We start from the raw sequence: 18,492 nt of genomic DNA, 5'->3' as shown, positions 1-18,492 counted from the left end.
GTCCTGGGGGTGTCCCCACCTCGGTCCACCGGGCTCCCGTATGGGCAGGGCGTCCCGGCTCGACAAAGCTGGTTCCATGACCACTTGGACCCGAAAGGCCTTACTCCTCACCGTCTCCGCCGCCGCCGCGGCCGGCACGCTGACCGCCGTCGGCGCGCCCGTGGCGCACAGTCGTCCGGCGGGCCCCGCCACGCCCCCGCTCAGCTGGGGTGCCTGCGACCCGATTCCGGGGACGCCCGTCCCCGACGGGCAGCAGTGCGCGACGCTCCGCGTCCCCCTGGACTACCGCGTTCCCGGCGGGCGCACCGTCGACGTGGCGGTCACCCGGCTGCGCACCGACCGGCCCGAGGCCCGGCGCGGGGTGCTGGCGGTGATCCCCGGCGGCCCCGGCTCCTCGGGGGTCCAGCGCCTCGCGCAGAAGGGCGAGGCGTTGCGGGCGGCGACCGAGGGGGCGTACGACCTGATCAGCCTGGACCCGCGCGGGGTCGGCCGGTCCATCCGGGCGGGCTGCGGGATCCCGGAGGCGGACCGGCACCTGGTGACGCTGCGCTCCTGGCCCGCGGCCGACGGCTCGATCGCGGAGAACGACGAACGCGCCCGTCGCTCCGCGGCGGCCTGCGCCCGCAACGGCGGCCCGGAACTGCGGTCCTTCACCACGCGGAACGAGGTCCGCGACATCGACCGGCTGCGCGCCGCCCTGGGCGAGCGGAAGGTGTCCGTCTGGGGCTCCTCGTACGGCAGTTACGTCGGCGCCGTGTACGCGCAGGAGCACCCGCTCCGCGTCGACCGGCTGGTCCTGGACAGCACCGGCGACCCGGACCCGGCGCGGGTGGCGTACGGCTGGCTGTCCAACATGGCTCCGGCCGCCGCCGTGCGCTTCCCCGACTTCGCGGCGTGGGCGGCGGACCCGGCCCGGGAGGCCGAGGGGCTCCGGCTGGCCCGGCGCGCCGAGGACGTGGAGCCGCTGTTCGTCGCCCTGGCCCGGGAGCTGGACCGTGACCCGAAGGAGTCGAAGACCCCCGGCGTCCCGCTGACCGGGAACCGGCTGCGGCAGGCCCTCCAGAACGCCCTGTACAGCGATGCGGCGTTCGCCCCGCTGGCCCGGCTGATCCGGTCGGCGCACGACCCGGAGGCCCGTCCCGTGCTGCCGCCGGAGCTCGCGGGCGCGATGCCGGACGAGGACGCGGCGCTGGCGATGGCGGTGATCTGCAACGACGTGCGCTGGCCGGGGCCGGGCTCCGGGTACGCCCGCCGGGTCGCCGCCGACCGGGTGCGCCATCCGCTGACGGCCGGGATGCCCAGGAACGTCACTCCGTGCGCCTACTGGAAGCACGACGAGGAGCCGCGGCCCACCCGGATAACCGACGAGGGCCCCTCGAACGTCCTGATGATCCAGAGCCTGCGCGACCCGGCCACGCCCTTGGCCGGGGCCCTGAAGATGCGGGCGGCGCTCGGCGAGCGGGCCAGGATGGTCACCGTCGGACAGGGCGGGCACGGGATGTACCTGGGCAACGGCAACGCCTGCGGCGACCGGGCGGTCAGCGACTTCCTGGTGACCGGGAAGCGGCCGGCCCGGGACGTCCACTGCCCGAACTGAACCGATGTCCTGGGGAGGTGCCCGCCCCGGGTCGCGGGGGAGCAGAGCGGGGACGAAGGGTGTCATAGCGGCTGATTCCGGGGTGTTCCTTGCTATACACGAGCGATGGAGCACCCCGGGACCCTCGTCCTGATCATGGCCCTGGCGGTTCTCGCCCCGCTGCTCGGTTACGCGACCGGGAGGTGGCTGCCGGTCCCCGTCGTCATCTTCGAGATCGTGCTCGGTGTCCTGGCCGGGCCGGACGTGCTCGGCTGGGCCCACCACGACCAGGTCATCGACACCCTGGCCGACCTCGGGCTCTCGATGCTGATCTTCCTGGCGGGCTACGAGATCCGGTTCGCCGAGGTTCGTGGCTCCACCCTGCGCCGGGCCGGCGGGGCGTGGGTCCTCTCGTTCGCCGCAGGGCTCGGCGTCGCGCTGCTGCTCAGCGGGGTGGACCTGGCGAAGAGCCTGGTCATCGGCACCGCGCTGACCAGTACGGCGCTGGGCGCGGTGTTGCCGATCCTGCGGGACTCGGGGCGGCTGGAGGGACGGTTCGGGTCGGTGGTGATGGCGTTCGGGTCGGTCGGGGAGTTCGGGCCGATCATCGCGATGGCCCTGCTGTTCAGCGGCCGGAGCCCGGGGGCGGCGGGTGCGGTGCTGGCCGTGTTCGCGGTCGTCACGGCGGGCGCGGTGTTCTGGGCGATGCGGCCCCGGCCGCCGTGGTTCGCCCGGCTCATCGCCGTGACCCTGCACTCCAGCGGTCAGTTCGCGGTCCGCTTCGTGATGCTGCTGCTCGCCGGGATGCTGGGTCTGGCCCACGTCTTCGGCCTGGACACCCTGCTCGGCGCGTTCGCCGCCGGGATGCTGACCCGGCTCGTCCTCCAGGGGGCGGTGCCCGGGCGCAGCGGGGAGATCCTGGAGCGAATCGAGGCGATCGGATTCGGCTTCCTCGTGCCGTTCTTCTACATCGTCACGGGCATCGACTTCGACCTCGCGGCGCTCCTGGACGGCGGGCGCCCGCTGCTGCTCCTGCCGGTCTTCCTGCTGTTGTTCCTGCTGGTGCGCGGGGTTCCGGCGTATCTGCTGGCCCCGCGCGACCTGAAGGGGCGCGCCTCGCGGTCCGCGCTCGGGCTGTTCGCGTCCACCTGTCTGCCGCTGGTGGTCGCGATCACCGCGATCGGCCTGGACGAGAAGGTGATCGGGGCGGGCGAGGCCGCCGCCCTGGTGGCCGCCGCGATGGTGTCGGTTCTGGTGTTCCCGCTGCTGGCGTTCCGGCTGCTGCGCCGGGAGGAGGGCGACGGGGGCAGGGTCGTGCCGGGCCGGACGGCGGAGACCGGTGAGGCCTGGTGAGGCCTCGTTTTGGATGAAGCGCCAACGCCGGTGACCTGTCACCCGAACGGCCCGCTCCTCTGCGAAGCCGGAGGCCGGACCGCAGGGTGGAGTGCATGTGGTCCCGCCGAATCGTCCTGGGCGCTCTGGTCGTGCCCCTGGCCCTCCTGGTGTTCGGGGACGGCCCGGCGTTCCGCGCGCCGGGGCCCGAGCTGGCCTCCGGGCCCCGCCCGCCGCGCGGACTGCCGCAGCCGGCCGTCGTCAGCCGCCGGGAATGGCACGCGGACGAGGAGCTGGTCCGGGAGGGGCCGCACTACACGGGTGCGGCGCGGGCGGTGTTCGTCCACCACACCGGCAGCCCCAACGACTACGACTGCGCGGACGCCCCCGGCCTGATCCGGGGCGTCCAGGGCGACCACGTCCGGCAGGACGGCTGGGACGACATCGGCTACAACTTCCTCGTCGACCGCTGCGGCACCATCTACGAGGGCCGCGCCGGCGGGGTCGGCCGCTCGGTGCTCGGCGCCCACACCAAGGGGTTCAACACCGACACGGTCGGCATCGCGGCGATCGGGGACTTCGGTGCGGGGGCCGAGGTCCCGAAGCCGATGATGGACGCGCTGGTGAAGCTGGCCGCCTGGAAACTGCGGCCCGGGGCGGATCCGCTGGGCAGGGTCGACCTGGTCTCGACGAACGACGAGAGCCGCTTCGACGAGGGCCAGGTGGCCCGGCTGCACGTCATCTCCGGGCACCGCGACAGCTTCGAGACCCGCTGCCCCGGCGACGCGCTCTACGGGCTGCTGCCCGAGCTGCGGGAGCGCGCCGCGAAGCTGCGAGCCGCCGCCCCGGGACACTCGGCGTCGGCCCGGCTGCGCCCTTACGTCTGAGCCCGTACGACTGAGCCTGTGCGTCTGAGCCCGTACGACTGAGCCTGTGCGTCTGAGCCTGTTACGTCCGAGCCGAGCCGTCCGAGCCCGGATGGCTCGGCTACCGGGCGACGAACTGGGTCAGTATGGCCTGTACCTCGTAGATGTCGACGCCCTTGGTGAACGTCTTCTGGAGCGGGGTCGCGCTGCCCGAGATCCAGATCTTCAGCTCCGCGTCGAGGTCGAACGTCCCGGCCGTCTCCACGGAGAAGTGCGTGATGCTGCGGTACGGGACGGAGTGGTACTCTGTCTTCTTGCCGGTGATGCCCTGCTTGTCGACGAGGATCAGCCGCCGGTCCGTGAACAGGATCGTGTCGCGGATCAGCAGGAACGCGGCGTGCACCTGCTCGCCCTGTCCGAGCAGCCGCGCGTAGTCCTGCTGGGCGGTGGCCGGATTGATCGTGTGGGCGTTGCCGAACAGTGCCATGAGGTCCCCGTTTCTCCGTGCTTCGTCGCGTGTTTCTCTGTCGCGTCGTACTGGAGTACGTGTGCGGTGGGGTTCTGGTTCCCGGACGGGACCGGCCGACACCTCCCCCTACAGCGGGACGATGGTCGGCTCGGTGGCCTTCACGCTGGTCCAGACGGTGCTCCCGTCGGCGATGCCGAGATCGGCGGCGGCCCCCGGGGTGATCTCCGCGACCAGGTCCGGGGCCTCGGCCGAGGTGATCAGCAGCCGGAGCCGGCTGCCGCCCGAGGTGATCTCACGGACGGTGCCGGGCCAGACGTTGCGGGGGGAGCCGGTGGGCCTCTCCCGGTGTACGGAGACGGCTTCCGGCGCGATGACCGCCAGCGCCTCCGTGCCCGCCGGGAGGGGTTCGGCGACCACGAGGTGTCCGCCGCCCGCCAGGGCCAGGCCGTCTGCGGTGGCGGTGCCGGGCCAGGCGTTGCGGCCCAGCATCCGGGCCACCCACGGCGAGCGCGGGTGCCGGGTGACCTCGGCGGGCGGCTCGTCCTGGACGACTCGGCCGTCCTCCAGCACCAGGACCCGGTCGGCCAGCGAGACCGCCTCGACCGGGTCGTGGGTGACGATCAGGCAGACCCCGCCGAAGTCGGCGAGGTGGCCGCGCAGGGTGTGCCGCACCCGGGCCCGGGTGGTCTGGTCGAGGGCGGCGAGCGGTTCGTCCAGCAGCAGGAGGCGGGGGCGGGCCGCCAGCGCGCGGGCCAGGGCGACCCGCTGGGCCTGACCGCCGGAGAGCTGGGCGGGCCTGCGGTGGGCGAGGTGGCCCACCCCGAGCCGGTCCAGCCAGCCCTGGGCCTCGCGCCGGGCCGCGGCGCGGGGGGCGCCGTGGGCGCGGAGCCCGTACGCCGTGTTGGCCAGGGCGCTCAGGTGCGGGAAGAGCGCCCCGTCCTGGGGGACCCAGGCGACGCCCCGGCGGTGCGGGGGGAGTGCGGTGACGTCGCTGTCGCCGAGGCGCAGGGCGGCGTGCGCGCGGGGCGTGAGGCCGAGGAGGGCCCGCAGGAGCGTCGTCTTGCCCGCGCCGTTGGGGCCGACCACCGCGATGGTGGTGGAGCCCGGGGCGTCCAGCGTGAGGTGCGTGAAGCCGGTGACGTCGGCGTGCAGCGGCCAGGGCTCCGGCGCGATCCTCGGCGGCGGGTCGGCGGCGGGCCCGGGGGGCGGGCCCGGGGCCGTGGCCACCGGTTCCTCCGGGCGGGCCGCCGCCGCCCGGCTCGCGGGGTCCCGGTGATGGCCCGGGGAGCCGGTCCAGCGGCCCCGCAGCGCGATCAGGACGATCATCGCGATGGCCAGGAGCAGCAGGGACACCGAGGTGGCGGCCTCCGGCGAGTCCTGGAGCAGCAGATAGACCTGGAGCGGCAGGGTCTGCGTGGTGCCGGGGAGGTTCCCGGCGAAGGTGATGGTCGCGCCGAACTCGCCGAGCGCCCGCGCCCAGGTCAGGGCGGCTCCGGCGATCAGCCCGGGGGCGACCATCGGCAGCGTCACGGTGAGGAACACCCGGACGGGCGAGGCCCCCAGCGAGGCCGCGGTCTCCTCGTACCGGGGACGCAGGCCGCCGAGCGCGCCCTCCAGCGAGATGACCAGGAACGGCATCGCGACGAACGTCGCCGCCAGCACGGCCCCCGAGGTGTGGAAGGGGAGCGTGACGCCGAAGGTGTCCTCCAGCCAGGGGCCGAGCAGCCCACGCCGCCCGAACGCCAGCAGGAGGGCGACGCCGCCGACCGTGGGCGGCAGGACCATCGGCAGCAGCACCAGCGAGCGGACGAACGCCTTGCCGGGGAACGGCACCCGGGCCAGCAGCCAGGCCAGCGGCACCCCGAGCAGCAGGGAGAGCCCGAGCGCCCACAGGGAGACCAGCAGGGAGAGCCGCAGCGCCTCGGTGGCGGCTTCGGCGGTGAGGTGGGCGCCGAGCTCGCCCCAGGAGGTGCGGACCAGGATCCCTGCGAGCGGCAGCATCAGGAACGCCACGGCCAGCAGGGCGGGCACCGTCAGCAGCAGGGGTGCGCGGGCCCCTGCGGTGCGGCGGCGGCCAGGACGTTTCATCGGGTGACCTCGTGGGCTGGGCGTGGAGTGCCCGGCAACCCTGGCGGACGGTACGGGGCTGCCGGGCGGGGTGCGGTCACGGCTGCTGGAAGCCCGCTCCCTCGAAGATCTTCTGCGCGGCGGGGGTGGAGAGCCAAGCGACGAACGCGGCGGCGGCGTCGCTGTGCTCCGACGTCTTCAGTGTGGCGGCCGGATACGAGGCGATGGCGTTCTGCCCGTCCGGGATCTCGATCGCGTCGACCTTGTCGGTGGCGGTCGCGGCGTCGGTCCTGTAGATGAGGCCGGCGTCGGCCTCGCCGAGCGAGACCTTGGACAGGACCGCGCGGACGTTGGGCTCCTGGGAGACCGGCTTCACCTCGACCTTCTGCGCGTCGAGGATCTGTTCGCTGTAGCGGCCCACCGGCACCTCGGGGGCGGCCAGGACGACCTTCAGCTTCGGGTCGGAGAGGTCCTTCAGGCTTTCGACCTTCTCCGGGTTGCCCTCGCCGACGGCGATGACCAGGCGGTTCTTGGCGATGACGGTCGGCTTCCCGGTGTCGCCCACGAGGCCGTCCATCGTCTTCGTGTCGGCGGTGACCAGCGCGTCGGCGGGGGCGCCCTGCTTGACCTGGGCGGCCAGTTCCTGGGAGCCGGCGAAGGAGAACGTCACCTTCGTGCCCGGGTTCTCCTTCTCGTACGCGGCCCCCGCCGCCTCGAAGACGTCCGTCAGGGAGGAGGCGGCCAGCACGGTCAGGTCGGCCTTCGGGGCGCCCGTCGCGGCTGCCGAGCCGTTGCCCTCGCCCTCGGCCGAGCCGGAGTCGTCGCCGCAGGCGGCGAGCGGGATCAGGAGGGCGGTGGTCAGGACGGCGGCGGCCGCGCGGCGGCGGTTGACCACACGGCGGTGGTTGATCAGCGGGGACATGAGGGTCGGGCTCCTTGGATTCTCGTCGTCGGCCGGTCTCAGACGCGGTCGATGTGCACGCTGGTCGACTTCACCCGGGCGGTCGCCCGCATGCCGACCTCGAGACCCAGCTCCTCCACCGCCTCCCGGGTCAGGAGCGAGACGAGCCGGTGCGGACCGGCCTGGATCTCGACCTGGGCCGCGACGTCGCCGAGTTTCACCGCGGTGACGATGCCCGGGAACGCGTTGCGGGCCGAGGTGTACGTGGCCTCGTCCTCGCCGCCCGTGCCCTGGCCGACCTCGATCGAGAAGGCGGCCAGCGCGCGGCCGTCGATCAGACGGCGGCCGGCCTCGTCGCGATGGGTCGCGACCCGGCCGGCGTCCGCCCAGCGGCGTGCGGTGTCGGGGCTGACCCCGAGAAGTCGTGCTGCCTGGCCGATTGTGTAGGACTGCATGTGCGACACGCTAGGCCATATGGGCTGGCATTTACTATTCTCTGGATGATGATCCATCGCAGCTGCGAGGCGTGTCGGAGGAACGTACGGGCGTGGGTGCGGGGAGCGTGATCCGGGGAGCCCGGGTGCGCGCCGAGACCCGCCGGGCGCGCGTGCGGGCCGCGCCGGTTCCCCGGTCGCGGCCCGTACGGTGTGACGGCCCGGGTCAGGTCACCGGGCTCGTCGCCGGCATCTCCCCCTCGGTGGTGGTCACGTCGATCACGGTGAACCAGGCGCCCTGCGGGTCGCTGAGCGTCGCGAACCGGCCGAACGGGCTGTCCTCCGGCCCGGACCGCAGCACCCCGCCGCGCTCGGTCGCCTTCGCCACGGCGGCGTCGCAGTCGGGCACGGCGAAGTAGACGTTCAGGTACGCGGGCACCTCCGGCGGGAAGTCGTCGCCCATCGCCATCCGGCCCAGGACCGTCTCCCCCCGGACGTCGAACAGGGAGAAGTCCATCGACTCGTCGTCGAACTTCCGCACGGTGTAGGGGAAGACCGAGGGGTAGAACGCGTCCGCCTTCTTCGGGTCCCGGGTGAAGACCTCGCCCCAGCAGTACCCGCCGGGAGCGCCCATCTCCGTCTCGAACCCCTCGTGGCTGCCGGCCTGCCAGATGCCGAAGACGGCTCCACCGGGGTCGCGGGCCAGGGCCATCGTGCCGAAGTCCTCGACCCGCATCGGCTCCATCAGCACCTCGCCGCCGTTCGCGCGGACCTTCTCCGCGGTGGCCGCCGCGTCCGGCGACGCGAGGTACAGGCACCACGCCGAGTGGCCCTCCGCGCCCGGCATCGGCGGGACGACGGCCGCCGCGGCCTTTCCGTCCGCGTACGCCTGGGTGTAGTTGCCGAACTCCGACGCACTCTCGCCGAACGTCCAGCCGAGTACGTCACCGTAGAAGCTCTTGGCACCCTCGACGTCGGCGAACATGGCGTCCGCCCAGCATGGAGTGCCCTCGGGTTGTACAGCCATGGCGCCGGTCCTTCCCTGGAGTCCCTGTCGTCGGCCCCACCCGTACGGGCCCCCTGCCCGCACCGGCAACGCTAGTCAGCCGGGGGCCGGTCCGCGCGTCGGGCGATCCGGGCACGGTTATGCGCTAGTGCGTATTCGGTGTGCGCTAGTGCGAAGAGGGCGGGAGGATAGGATCGGTCCATGTCCGCACTTCCTCCTCGGCCCGTGACGCTGACCGGGCAGCACGTCGAACTGGTCCCGCTGACCTTCGGCCACCTCGACGACCTCTTCGCGGCGGGCGGCGGGGACGAGGAGGTGTGGCGCTGGCAGGGCGGCCCGGCGCCACGGACCCGCGAGGAGCTGCGCGAGCGCATGGAGAGGGTGCTGGGCAACGCGAAGTACGTGCCGTTCGCCGTCGTCCACCGTCCGAGCGGGCGGGCCGTCGGCTGGACCACGTATCTGGACGTGGCGGTGGCGGACGAGCGCCTGGAGATCGGCTGGACCTGGTACGGCCGGGCCCACTGGCGCTCGGCGGTGAACACCGAGACGAAGCTCCTGCTGCTGACGCACGCCTTCGAGGAGCTGGGCATGGGGCGCGTCCAGCTGAAGACCGACCACCGCAACGAGCGCTCGCAGGCGGCCATCGCCCGGCTCGGGGCGCGGCGTGAGGGGGTGCTCCGGAGACACCGGCGGCGGCCGGACGGGAGCTGGCGGGACAGCGTCTACTTCTCGCTGCTGGCCGACGAGTGGCCGGCGGCGAAGGCGCGTCTCACCGAGCGCTTGGCCGCGGGCTGAGGAGGCCTTGGCTTTCCGGTCAGGAGGAGCCGGTCCGGTGCCGGGCGGGCCGTTCCCGCGCGGCGTACTCGACGCAGTCGGGGTTCTCGCAGGGGCCCGCGCGCCAGACGGGGACGAAGATCCCGAGGGACTTGTGGCGGTGGATCTCGGAAGGGACGGGCTGCTTGCAGGTCGGGCACATGAAAGCGGCCCGCTGTCGAGTGTCACGCTCTTTGTTCGCCATTTACTTACGATAGGCGCGGCGGGAGATTTTGGAAAGTCTTTCCCTTTGCGTTGCCGATGCGTGACGCCCTGCATTGCCAATAGAACGCGTCGTAGGTGAACGGCGTCGCTTTCCGTGACCCTACTTGTCCGTATCGGCGTCGGACGCGTCCGCAGAGCCCGCGCTCTTCGCCGGACGGCGCATGCTCAGGGTCACCGAAACGGCCAGAATGAGGATGATCACCGCGAGGCTCACCGGCGACGGAATCTCCGGGATCGAGGTGCTGATCATCTTGTGGGAGGCCTGGAGGATGAGCTTGACCGCGATGAAGGCGAGGATGATCGCCAGCCCGTGGCTCAGGTAGTGGAACCGGTCCAGCAGCCCCGCCAGCAGGAAGTACAGGGCCCGCAGCCCCAGGATCGCGAAGGCGTTGCTGGTGTAGACGATGAAGAGGTCGTCGCTGACCGCCAGCACCGCGGGCACGCTGTCGACCGCGAAGATCAGGTCGGCCGCCTCGATCGCGGCGACCACCGCGAGCAGCGGGGTGGCGACCCGCCGGCCCTCCTCGCGGACGACGAAGTGCGTCCCGGAATAGTGGTCCTGGACCGGCATCACTTTCCGCAGCAGCCGCACCGCGAAGCTTTTACCGGGGTCGAAATTCTCCTCCTGGCCGCTGAGGATTTTATAGCTGCTGTAGAAAAGGATCGCGGCGAAGAGGAACAGGACGAAGGTGAAGCGGTTGACCACCGCGACGCCGAGGGTCAGGAACACCGCGCGGAACACCAGTGCGCCGATGACGCCGAAGAAGAGCACCCGGTGCTGGTACTCCCGGGGCACCTTGAAATACGCGAAGATCAGCGCGAAGACGAAGAGGTTGTCGACCGAGAGGCTCTTCTCCAGCAGCCAGGCGGTCGTGTACTCCGTTCCGGCGGTGCTCCCGAGCGTCACGAAGACGACCGCACCGAAGATCAGCGCGAGGCTCACCCACAGAGCGCTCCACAGCCCGGCCTCCTTGAAGCCGATGACATGCGCCTTGCGGTGCGCCAACAGGTCGACCGCCAACGAGACGACGACGGTCACGGCGAACACGATCCAGAGCCACACCGGTACGTCCACGCCGGAGACCTCCCACTCGGGTTTTTACGAGTGTGCCCCGCCCGCCCCGTCGCCGCCTGCCGGAGAGCGCCGGGTGGCTGCCGCGACCGAGGCCATCAGCTCCGCGTCGAGGAACGAGGGGTCGGCCAGCCGGGTGGCGGCGGCGTAGGAGTTCAGCAGCGCCTTGGTGACCCGCAGCGCGGCCTCCGGGCGGCGGACCACCGGCTTGGCCCAGGCGGCGACCGCGGCGTCCAGCTCCGCCTCGGGCACCACCCGCTGGAGCACCGACAGCTGGTGCGCCTCGGCGGCGTCGAAGGCCCGGCCGGTGAGGATCAGCTCGCGGACCCGGGCCGCGCCCACCTCGTGGATCAGCCGGGGCAGCAGCCCGCCCCAGGCGGTCGGCAGCCCGAGCGCCAGCTCCGGCAGCCGGAAGGCGGCGGTGTCCGCGCCGACCCGCAGATCGCAGGCGAGGGCCAGCGCGAACCCGGCGCCGACCGCCCTGCCCTGCACCCGGGCGATGGTCACCGCCCGGCCGCCGGAGATCGCCTCGCAGACCCGGCGGGCCTTCTCCCCGGCGACCCGGATGCCCCGGCCGGTGGGGTCCTCCGCCAGCCACTCGGCGAACTCGGTGCGGTCCCCGCCCAGGCAGAAGTCGTCCCCCGCGCCGCTGAGCACCAGCACCCGCACCTCGGGGTCCGGGGCGGCGACGACGTCCAGCAGCTCGTCGAGCATCGCCTCGGTCACCGCGTTGCCGCTTTCCGGCGCGTGCAGCTCCACGTACAGGACGGGCCCCTCGCGCCGGGCGCGTACCGTCGGCGGGCGGTCCTCCGAGCGGCCGGCCGGGGTGAGGAATTCGGGGAGCGAGAGCTTCACAGGGCCACGCCCAGGGAGGTGATCCGTCTGAAGACCATCCGGGAGGCGTACACCGGCCGCGAGACGGTGTGCAGGGTGGGGAAACGATCCAGCATCCGCGCCAGCAGCGTCCGCGCCTCCAGCTTGGCCAGCGCCGCGCCCAGGCAGTAGTGCACCCCGCCGCCGAACGTGAGGTGGCTGCCGCCGCGCAGGATGTCGAAGGCGCCCGGGTCCGGGTTCCGCCGCGGATCGTGGTTGGCCGCGCCGTACAGGACGTGGATCATGCTGTCCTTCTTGATCGGGACCCCGGCCAGGACGGTGTCCTCGGCGGCGATCCGGGTGTTGATGTGGATGGGCGGGTCGTGGCGCAGCACCTCGTCGACGGCCGCGTCGATGTGCTCCGGGTACTTCCGCAGCCACGCCCACCGGCCGGGCTCGGTCAGCAGGGAGGTCATCGAGGTCAGCAGCGTCGCGGTGGTCTCCAGCGAGGCGATGGTGACGAACATCGTGAGCCGGTAGAGGATCTCGTCCGCCCGCTCCCGGTCCGGCTCCATCGCGTCCCAGGTGTGGATCCAGCCGGTCAGCACGTCGTGGCGGGGCTCCGCCCGGCGCCGGGCGACCAGGCCGGTGAAGTAGGCCCGCAGCCGCATGGTCGCCTCCTCGGAGACGGCGAGCTGCGACTTGGTGGGGAGCAGTTCCTGGGCGAACACCTGGTTGTGGGTGATCTCCAGGATGTCCGGGTAGTCCTCGCGCGGGATGCCCAGCCAGGAGCCGACGGTCATGACCGGCAGCTGCTCGCTGACGGTGGAGACGAAGTCCGCCTCGCCCCAGCGGAGCTTCTCCGCCAGCTCGTCCAGCAGCCGGTCGGCGTCGCGCTCGACGTCGGGGGTGAGGCGTTCGATGGTGGAGCGGTCGAAGAGATTGCCCAGGGAGCGGCGCTGGCAGGTGTGCTCGGGGGCGTTGAGCCGGGCGAGCGTGGTGGTCATCTCCCGGGTCGCTATCGCGTCCCACTGCTTGGAGTCGTCCTGCCGCTGCTGCCAGGCGAGATCCGGGGCGAGCCAGTTGCGGCCCCGGAGCACCTGGCTGCAGGCGTCGAAGCCGGTGACGAAATACCCGTTCCACGGAGCGCGGACGACGTCACCCATCGCCCGGAGCTCCGAGAGTATTCCGTAGGGCTCGGCCTGTCCTTCCGGGGAACTGAGTCTGCGGAGCAGACCGATGACCGCGCGCCGTCCGTCGGGCGTCCTGGTTGTACCGCCAGTGATGCTCACGCAGAGTTCCTCGACCTAGGCCCGTGGTTACCGCACTGAACCTACCCCTCCGGATATCGACGCCAAGCATCGTTCTTTGTTGCCCCCGTCACATGCAATCGTCACTAAATGCCCGTTGTCATATGCGAATTGTCGGCCCCTGGGTCATACGCGGAACACGTCGAGGAACGAACTCCACCAGCCCTTCTGCTTCTTGGCCGGCTCCCCCGGCGTGACGGGGCGTCACGGAGGGGGCGGAGGGGGTGGTCCGGAACGGGTCGGGCAGCTGGGCCGAGGTCGGGGCCGGGGGCTGTGCCCCGGTCCCCGCACGCCGCGCGGCCGTCGGGGTGAACCGTACGGGCAGCGCGACCAGGGCCCGGTGGAACGGGCCGGGCCGCCACGCCACACCCGAGGCGGGCACGGCCAGGGCGAGGTCGGGGACGGTGTTGAGGATCTTCTCGATCGCGGTCAGCGCGATCAGCGTCGCGGGGGACTTGGCCGGGCACACGTGCGGGCCCGCGCCCCAGGCCAGATGGGCGCCCTTGCTCAGGGTCTGGCGGGCGTCGGTGAGCCCCGGGTCGCTGTTCGCGGCGGCGAAGCTGATCAGCACGGGGGTCTCCGCCTTGAGCACGACCCCGTCCAGCTCGATGTCCCGCACCGGGTAGTGCGTCGCGTAGTTGGCGATCGGCGGGTTGTTCCACAGGACGTCGTCCAGCGCGTCCTCGACGAGCAGCCCCGAGCCACGCCGCTCGGGCGTGCCCGGCTGGTCGCCCGCGAGCATCAGCAGCAGCGCGTTGCCGATCAGATTGCGCTCCGGCTCCACGCCGGCGCCCATCAGCATCACCAGCTGGTCCTTCAACTCCTCGTCCCGCAGCCCCGCCGGGTGCTGGATCAGCCAGGAGGTGATGTCCTCGGCGGGCTGGCGGCGCTTGATGGCGACCAGCTCCATCAGGCACTCGGTCAGCTCGGCGTTGGCGCGGAGCACGTCCTCGCCGTCGAAGATGGCGGACATCGAGCGGGTCAGCCGGTCGCCGATGTCGCCGGGGCAGCCGAAGAGCTGGTTGAACAGCAGCAGCGGCAGGAGCTTGGCGTACTCGTTGAGCAGATCGGCGGTGCCGCGCTCGATGAACTGGTCGATCAGGTAGTCGGCGATCCGCTCGACGTCCCGGCTCAGCCTGGAGCTGTTGAGCCGGGACAGCGACTCGGTGACCGCCTTGCGCAGCCGCAGGTGCTCCGCGCCGTCGGTGAACAGGCAGTTGGGCCGGTACACCATCATCGGCAGGACGGGGCTGTCCATGGGTACGGCGCCGTCGCGCAGCGCGGCCCAGCGCCGCGAGTCCCGGGCGAACAGCGCCGGGTTCTGGAGCACCCGCAGCGCCGCCTCGTGCTGCACGATCAGCGTGGCCTCCACCCCGGGGGCCAGCTCGATGGGCGCGGCGGGGCCGTGTGCCCGGGACGCGTCGTAGAAGCGGTGCGGATCGGCGGCGAACTCCGGTCCGTACAGCGACGTCTGCTGCTGGTGCATGGGGCACCCGGCGGGCGCGCTGTACGGGGTGGCTCCCGGCTGCGGGTCCATGTCGGCTTCCTCGGTGTGATCGCGGGGCCCGGTCGGCCCCGGCTCGGGTTACGTCTGGGGTGGGTCAGGCCACGTGCGCGAGAAGGTGGCGGACGAGGATGATCAGGGCCTGCGCGGAGGAGTTCTGGTCCCGGGCGTCGCAGAAGACGACCGGGGTGTCCGGCAGCAGGTCGAGCGCCTCGCGCAGTTCGTTCTCGGCGTGCTGCGAGTACGGGTCGAAGCTGTTGACGGCGACCGCGTACTCCAGCCCGTACGTCTCGACCAGGTCGATGACGGGGAACGTGTCGGCGAGCCGCGCCGGGTCGACCAGGAGCAGCGCGCCCAGCGAGCCGCGCGCCATGTCCTCCCACAGCTCCACGAACCGCTGCTGGCCCGGCGTGCCGAACAGGTACAGCACCAGTTCGTCGCTGAGCGTCAGGCGCCCGAAGTCCAGGGCGACCGTCGTCGTCTTCTTGTCGGGGGCGCCGCGCAGATCGTCGACCTGGGCCGCGGCCTGGGTCATCCGCTCCTCGGTGCGCAGCGGGGTGATCTCGGACAGTGTGCCGATCAGCGTCGTCTTGCCCACGGCGAAGTGCCCGACGACGAGGATCTTCGCCGCGCGCTGCACCGCGTCCGGCACATAGATGCTCTCAGCCGAACCGGACTTGGAGTCCATGCAACACCTCTTCGAGGATCTTCCTGTCAACGAGCTGGGCCGGCGGCGGCGCCTTCCGGCGCAGCAGATGTCCCTGCTGGTTTAAATCCTGGAGCAGGAGACGGGCCACCCCGACCGGCAGGCCGAGGTGGCCGGCGACCTCCGCCACCGACAGATAGCCGCCGGAGCACAGCTCCCAGATCGCCTTGACCTCGGGGCTCGGGTTCGGCGGCGGCTGGCGGTCGGGTGCGAGGGTGACCAGGGTGACCAGGGAGAGGTCGTCCGCGTCGGGCAGCCCCCGTCCGCCGGTGATGACGTAGGACCGGACGAACCCGCTGCTGACCTGCTGCTCCTCGCCCGGCGCCGTCATATCTCGCTGCTCGCGTTCTGGCGGGGCGGTGTGGTCATCGCCTTCCCCAGTGCGGTGACCTGCTGCTGCATCCGGAAGGACATCGCCTCCATGTCCACGTCGGCGGCGGCGGTGGCGGCCAGGTAGGCGCCGGTGCCGGCGGCGATCAGGAAGATCCAGCCGTCCTCGTACTCCAGGAGCGTCTGCCGCCAGCGGCCCGGCTCCCGGGTTCCGATGAAGGGGGCGACGGCCCGGCTGAGGGACTGCATGGAGCTCATCGCCGCGGCGACGGTCTCCGCGTCGTCCCGGCCGATCTCGCTGGAGTTGGCGAGCAGGAGACCGTCGGCGGACACCAGGATCGCGTGCCGGGCGCCGGGTACCTGGAGCAGGTCGTTGAGCACCCAGGACAGATCGGGGTTCACTGGAACTCGGGTCCTTCCGTCGTCGTCGTGTCGCGTCCGGACCGGGTGCCGCGCTGGAACGCGCCGAGTCGGGAGGCGGTCTCCTCGTTGCTGCGCACGGGCTGCGGTTCCGCCGATGGCACGGCGGAGACCGGGCTCTTGCGACGACGCTTCGGCAGCCCCCCGGGGGTGGTGGTGATCTGGGCCAGCGGCTGGGTGGCGGTGTCGGGCTGCTGCGGGGCGGGCGGGAAGAGCGGGGTGGGCGCCGGAGCCGGGGCCTGCCACTGGTCGGCCTGGCGCGCCTGCTGCACCTGCGGCGGGTGGTGGGGAAGGGCCGCCGCTTCGGGTGCTTCGACGGGCGCCGAGGTGGGCGGCGCCTCGGTGGTGAGCAGTTCGTCGGGGATGAGGACCACCGCGCGTACGCCTCCATAGGGGGAAACGGAGTCCACCGAGACCCGGAAGCCGTAGCGGGCGGCGAGCATCCCGGAGACGGCGAACCCGAACTGCGGCGGGATGCCCAGGCTGGAGACGCTGATCGCGGCCTGGGGGGAGAGGAGTGCCGCCGCGCGGTCCTTCTCCTCCTGGCCCATGCCGAGGCCGGCGTCGTCGACGATGAGGCAGACGCCCGTCGGCACGGCCTGGATGTTGATCTCGACCGGGGTGCCGGGGGCCGAGTAGTTCGTGGCGTTGGCGAGCAGCTCGGCGAGGACCACGGCGACGGGTTCGACGGCCCGGCTGACCACGGAGAAGTTCACCTGGCCGTTGACCCGGACCCGGTCGAAGTGCCGGATACGGCCCTGGGCGCTGCGGGCCACGTCGAAGACGGAGGCCACGGTCTCACGCCGGCCGAGCCAGCCGCCGCAGAGCACGGCGATGCCCTGGGCGCGTCGGCCGAACTGGCTGTTGGCGTGGTCCATGGCCATCAGGTCGGCGAGGATCCCGGGGTCGTCGCCGTACTTGCGCTGGGCCTTCTCGATCACGACCTGCTGTTCGTCCGCGAGGCCCTGGAGGGTGCGGACGGCGGCCTTGAGGACGGCCTTGGTCTCCTCCTCGGCGTCCTTGCGGACCTCCGCCAGCTCGGTGGACTGGCGCTGGAGCAGACCGTTGTGGACGACGTGGAGTTCGTCCCGTTGGTGCAGGAGCGCGTCGCGCTCCTGGCGCAGCTCCGCATGGTGTCTGCGGAGCTTGACGTTGGTCGCGCGAGCCCGCAGAACGGCACCCACGGCGACCAGTGCTACGACAACCAGCGCCCAGAAGACGGGGCCCTGTGGAAATGTCATGAGACTCACTTCAAGTGCCATGGCGGAAACGGCTTGACACCCCGTCAGGCGGCACGCAGTCAGGGCTCGTTCGCCACGACCGTGCGCCGCTTCGGGAGGTGCCCCTCCGAAGGTGGGGCCGAGGATTTCATCCCTCCCGGAATGCCCCCATACGCCATCAGCCCACTGGAAGTAAGATGATCTTATCACCGGCCGCGCGGTGAAATGTCAAGGCCGCCACGCCAGTTGCCAGTCGACTCACAACGTTCACATTGCGGAGAGACGGAGGACTGCAACCGGTCGCCGTCCGCCGGAGGTTGGTCAGCTCGGTGACCCCGTGGAGGCCCGGAGCTCCAGGGACCACGCGTGGCGGCGGACGGTGTCGGGGGCCGCGCGGCCCCCGAGGATGTCGCAGAGCAGCTCCGCGCAGGCGCGCCCGTACGCGGCGGGGCGCAGGTCGACGGCGGTGACGGGCGGTTCGGCGCCCCGGGTCGCGGCGCCGTCGACGCAGGACGCGACGAGGAGGCCACCTCCGGGCGGGGCGCCCGGGTCGTTTCCGTCGGGTGCCCCGCCCGGGTCGTCGTTCCTCTCGGGTGCGCCGACCTCCCGGCCGAGGGCCGCCGCCGCGCGCAGGACGCCGGGGGCGGAGCCGTCGGGGGCGCAGATCACGGCGTCCACGGCGGGGTCGGCGGCGAGCAGCGCCCGGGTGGCCGCCTCGGCCTCGGCCGGGGTCGCGGCGAAGGGCACGGTGCGCAGGGCCACCGCCACCCCGTGGGCCCGCCCCCAGGACCCGGCCGTCGCGCGCAGGGCGGTCGCCCAGGCGGAGGAGCCGGACGGGGCGAGGAGCGCGGGGCGGCGGGCGCCGCGCTCGGTGACATGGTCGAGGAGGGCCGTCAGGGAGGCGGCGTTGTCGCAGACCACGGCGCCGCTGGGGCCGCCGGCCGGGCCGAGGTAGCGCTCGCCGGTCACCACCGGGACGCCCGCGTCGAGCAGCCCCGGCACCGCGCTGTCGCCTACCTCGGGGTCGATCACCAGCAGGCCGTCGACGCGTGAGGCGATCCGCCCGCCCGCCGCCCCCGAGGCGGCGAGCAGCACCAGGTCGAGCCCGTCCTCCTGGGCGCGCTCGACCGCCCCGAAGGCGAGGTTCATGTAGTAGTCCAGCCGGGTCGCGGTCGCCGGCAGATGCAGCCCGACGGTTCCGGTGCCGGCGCGGCGCAGCCGCCGGGCGGCGCTGTTGGGGCGGTAGCCGAGCTCCTCCGCGACGGCGTGGACCCGGTCCCGGGTGGCCTCCGCGACCCGTCCCGAGCCCTGGAGCGCGTCGGAGGCGGTGCTCTTGGAGACCCCGGCGGCGCGGGCGACATCGAGCAGGGTCACGGTCCGGGAGGTCACGGGGGTGAAGTCTAGACGTTCCCCGGCGGCGGGACGGAG

18 protein-coding genes and 1 pseudogene are annotated in these 18,492 nt (G+C 72.5%); 4 read left to right on the top strand and 15 right to left on the bottom strand.

Annotation, left to right across the window (positions count from 1 at the left end):
* Positions 1–76 precede the first annotated feature (76 nt).
* The 3 genes from AC3CH1_RS13020 (at position 77) to AC3CH1_RS13010 (ending at position 3,795) form a co-directional block, all read left to right on the top strand.
* The gene (locus AC3CH1_RS13020; RefSeq protein ID WP_488463049.1) at positions 77–1,597 is read left to right on the top strand and encodes an alpha/beta hydrolase; all 1,521 of its coding nucleotides are present in this window, start codon (positions 77–79) and stop codon (positions 1,595–1,597) included.
* 105 nt (positions 1,598–1,702) lie between these two features.
* Positions 1,703–2,929, top strand: a complete 1,227-nt coding sequence (locus AC3CH1_RS13015) for a cation:proton antiporter (protein ID WP_488463048.1) — start codon at positions 1,703–1,705, stop codon at positions 2,927–2,929.
* A 95-nt stretch (positions 2,930–3,024) separates the two neighbouring features.
* On the top strand, positions 3,025–3,795 hold the full coding sequence (locus tag AC3CH1_RS13010) for a peptidoglycan recognition protein family protein (RefSeq protein WP_488463047.1): 771 nt from the start codon (positions 3,025–3,027) through the stop codon (positions 3,793–3,795).
* Between the two features lie 100 nt (positions 3,796–3,895).
* Here the strand turns inward: AC3CH1_RS13010 and AC3CH1_RS13005 are convergent, their stop codons facing one another.
* From AC3CH1_RS13005 to AC3CH1_RS12985, 5 genes are all read right to left on the bottom strand, one after another.
* Positions 3,896–4,261, bottom strand: coding sequence for a PH domain-containing protein (locus AC3CH1_RS13005; protein ID WP_007447979.1), 366 nt, complete (start codon positions 4,259–4,261; stop codon positions 3,896–3,898).
* 108 nt (positions 4,262–4,369) lie between these two features.
* Positions 4,370–6,331, bottom strand: a complete 1,962-nt coding sequence (locus AC3CH1_RS13000; RefSeq protein ID WP_488463046.1) for an ABC transporter permease — start codon at positions 6,329–6,331, stop codon at positions 4,370–4,372.
* A 76-nt stretch (positions 6,332–6,407) separates the two neighbouring features.
* Complete coding sequence (gene modA / locus AC3CH1_RS12995; RefSeq protein WP_488463045.1) at positions 6,408–7,232, bottom strand: molybdate ABC transporter substrate-binding protein; 825 nt, start codon at positions 7,230–7,232, stop codon at positions 6,408–6,410.
* Positions 7,233–7,270: 38 nt separating this feature from the next.
* On the bottom strand, positions 7,271–7,666 hold the full coding sequence (locus AC3CH1_RS12990; protein WP_488463044.1) for a TOBE domain-containing protein: 396 nt from the start codon (positions 7,664–7,666) through the stop codon (positions 7,271–7,273).
* Positions 7,667–7,871: 205 nt separating this feature from the next.
* Positions 7,872–8,672 (bottom strand): VOC family protein, encoded by an 801-nt coding sequence (locus tag AC3CH1_RS12985; protein WP_488463043.1) that lies wholly within the window; start codon positions 8,670–8,672, stop codon positions 7,872–7,874.
* A gap of 180 nt (positions 8,673–8,852) precedes the next feature.
* Between AC3CH1_RS12985 and AC3CH1_RS12980 the strand changes: the two genes are divergently transcribed.
* Entirely contained in the window at positions 8,853–9,446 is a 594-nt protein-coding gene (locus AC3CH1_RS12980; protein ID WP_488463042.1) for a GNAT family N-acetyltransferase, read from the top strand.
* A 19-nt stretch (positions 9,447–9,465) separates the two neighbouring features.
* Here AC3CH1_RS12980 and AC3CH1_RS12975 read toward each other — a convergent pair whose 3' ends face one another.
* From AC3CH1_RS12975 to AC3CH1_RS12930, 10 genes and pseudogenes are all read right to left on the bottom strand, one after another.
* Positions 9,466–9,669 carry a hypothetical protein gene (locus AC3CH1_RS12975; RefSeq protein WP_488463041.1) on the bottom strand — a complete coding sequence of 68 codons (204 nt, stop codon included), beginning with the start codon at positions 9,667–9,669 and terminating at the stop codon, positions 9,466–9,468.
* Positions 9,670–9,789: 120 nt separating this feature from the next.
* The gene (locus AC3CH1_RS12970) at positions 9,790–10,764 is read right to left on the bottom strand and encodes a TerC family protein (RefSeq protein WP_488463040.1); all 975 of its coding nucleotides are present in this window, start codon (positions 10,762–10,764) and stop codon (positions 9,790–9,792) included.
* A 24-nt stretch (positions 10,765–10,788) separates the two neighbouring features.
* Positions 10,789–11,616, bottom strand: coding sequence for an enoyl-CoA hydratase/isomerase family protein (locus tag AC3CH1_RS12965; RefSeq protein ID WP_488463039.1), 828 nt, complete (start codon positions 11,614–11,616; stop codon positions 10,789–10,791).
* Positions 11,613–12,740: a cytochrome P450 gene (locus tag AC3CH1_RS12960; protein WP_488463490.1), complete on the bottom strand. Its 1,128-nt coding sequence runs from the start codon at positions 12,738–12,740 to the stop codon at positions 11,613–11,615. The genes AC3CH1_RS12965 and AC3CH1_RS12960 overlap by 4 nt, the downstream gene beginning before the upstream one ends.
* 270 nt (positions 12,741–13,010) lie before the next feature.
* A pseudogene (locus tag AC3CH1_RS12955) lies at positions 13,011–14,421 on the bottom strand (cytochrome P450 family protein).
* 64 nt (positions 14,422–14,485) lie between these two features.
* Positions 14,486–15,076, bottom strand: coding sequence for a GTP-binding protein (locus tag AC3CH1_RS12950; protein ID WP_488463038.1), 591 nt, complete (start codon positions 15,074–15,076; stop codon positions 14,486–14,488).
* Positions 15,051–15,425: a DUF742 domain-containing protein gene (locus tag AC3CH1_RS12945; RefSeq protein ID WP_018960847.1), complete on the bottom strand. Its 375-nt coding sequence runs from the start codon at positions 15,423–15,425 to the stop codon at positions 15,051–15,053. Before AC3CH1_RS12945 ends, AC3CH1_RS12950 begins: the two co-directional genes overlap by 26 nt.
* On the bottom strand, positions 15,422–15,826 hold the full coding sequence (locus tag AC3CH1_RS12940) for a roadblock/LC7 domain-containing protein (protein WP_007452160.1): 405 nt from the start codon (positions 15,824–15,826) through the stop codon (positions 15,422–15,424). The genes AC3CH1_RS12945 and AC3CH1_RS12940 overlap by 4 nt, the downstream gene beginning before the upstream one ends.
* A complete protein-coding gene (locus AC3CH1_RS12935; RefSeq protein WP_488463037.1) occupies positions 15,823–17,085 on the bottom strand; it encodes an ATP-binding protein in 1,263 nt (420 codons plus the stop codon). The genes AC3CH1_RS12940 and AC3CH1_RS12935 overlap by 4 nt, the downstream gene beginning before the upstream one ends.
* A 300-nt stretch (positions 17,086–17,385) precedes the next feature.
* Positions 17,386–18,453, bottom strand: coding sequence for a LacI family DNA-binding transcriptional regulator (locus tag AC3CH1_RS12930; RefSeq protein WP_488463036.1), 1,068 nt, complete (start codon positions 18,451–18,453; stop codon positions 17,386–17,388).
* Positions 18,454–18,492 lie beyond the last annotated feature (39 nt).

The organism is Streptomyces sp. MGP-P1 (genome assembly GCF_057766565.1).
Note: the sequence above shows the minus strand (reverse complement) of the source record. Positions and strands in the feature narration are given on the sequence as shown.

What these genes read in the sequence shown, in the direction of transcription:
- AC3CH1_RS13020 (WP_488463049.1), top strand. Translation starts at nt 77, where the DNA reads ATGACCACTTGGACCCGAAAGGCCTTACTCCTCACCGTCTCCGCCGCC.
- AC3CH1_RS13015 (WP_488463048.1), top strand. Translation starts at nt 1,703, where the DNA reads ATGGAGCACCCCGGGACCCTCGTCCTGATCATGGCCCTGGCGGTTCTC.
- AC3CH1_RS13010 (WP_488463047.1), top strand. Translation starts at nt 3,025, where the DNA reads ATGTGGTCCCGCCGAATCGTCCTGGGCGCTCTGGTCGTGCCCCTGGCC.
- AC3CH1_RS13005 (WP_007447979.1), bottom strand. Translation starts at nt 4,261, where the DNA reads ATGGCACTGTTCGGCAACGCCCACACGATCAATCCGGCCACCGCCCAG.
- AC3CH1_RS13000 (WP_488463046.1), bottom strand. Translation starts at nt 6,331, where the DNA reads ATGAAACGTCCTGGCCGCCGCCGCACCGCAGGGGCCCGCGCACCCCTG.
- modA (WP_488463045.1), bottom strand. Translation starts at nt 7,232, where the DNA reads ATGTCCCCGCTGATCAACCACCGCCGTGTGGTCAACCGCCGCCGCGCG.
- AC3CH1_RS12990 (WP_488463044.1), bottom strand. Translation starts at nt 7,666, where the DNA reads ATGCAGTCCTACACAATCGGCCAGGCAGCACGACTTCTCGGGGTCAGC.
- AC3CH1_RS12985 (WP_488463043.1), bottom strand. Translation starts at nt 8,672, where the DNA reads ATGGCTGTACAACCCGAGGGCACTCCATGCTGGGCGGACGCCATGTTC.
- AC3CH1_RS12980 (WP_488463042.1), top strand. Translation starts at nt 8,853, where the DNA reads ATGTCCGCACTTCCTCCTCGGCCCGTGACGCTGACCGGGCAGCACGTC.
- AC3CH1_RS12975 (WP_488463041.1), bottom strand. Translation starts at nt 9,669, where the DNA reads ATGGCGAACAAAGAGCGTGACACTCGACAGCGGGCCGCTTTCATGTGC.
- AC3CH1_RS12960 (WP_488463490.1), bottom strand. Translation starts at nt 12,740, where the DNA reads ATGGGTGACGTCGTCCGCGCTCCGTGGAACGGGTATTTCGTCACCGGC.
- AC3CH1_RS12950 (WP_488463038.1), bottom strand. Translation starts at nt 15,076, where the DNA reads ATGGACTCCAAGTCCGGTTCGGCTGAGAGCATCTATGTGCCGGACGCG.
- AC3CH1_RS12945 (WP_018960847.1), bottom strand. Translation starts at nt 15,425, where the DNA reads ATGACGGCGCCGGGCGAGGAGCAGCAGGTCAGCAGCGGGTTCGTCCGG.
- AC3CH1_RS12935 (WP_488463037.1), bottom strand. Translation starts at nt 17,085, where the DNA reads ATGACATTTCCACAGGGCCCCGTCTTCTGGGCGCTGGTTGTCGTAGCA.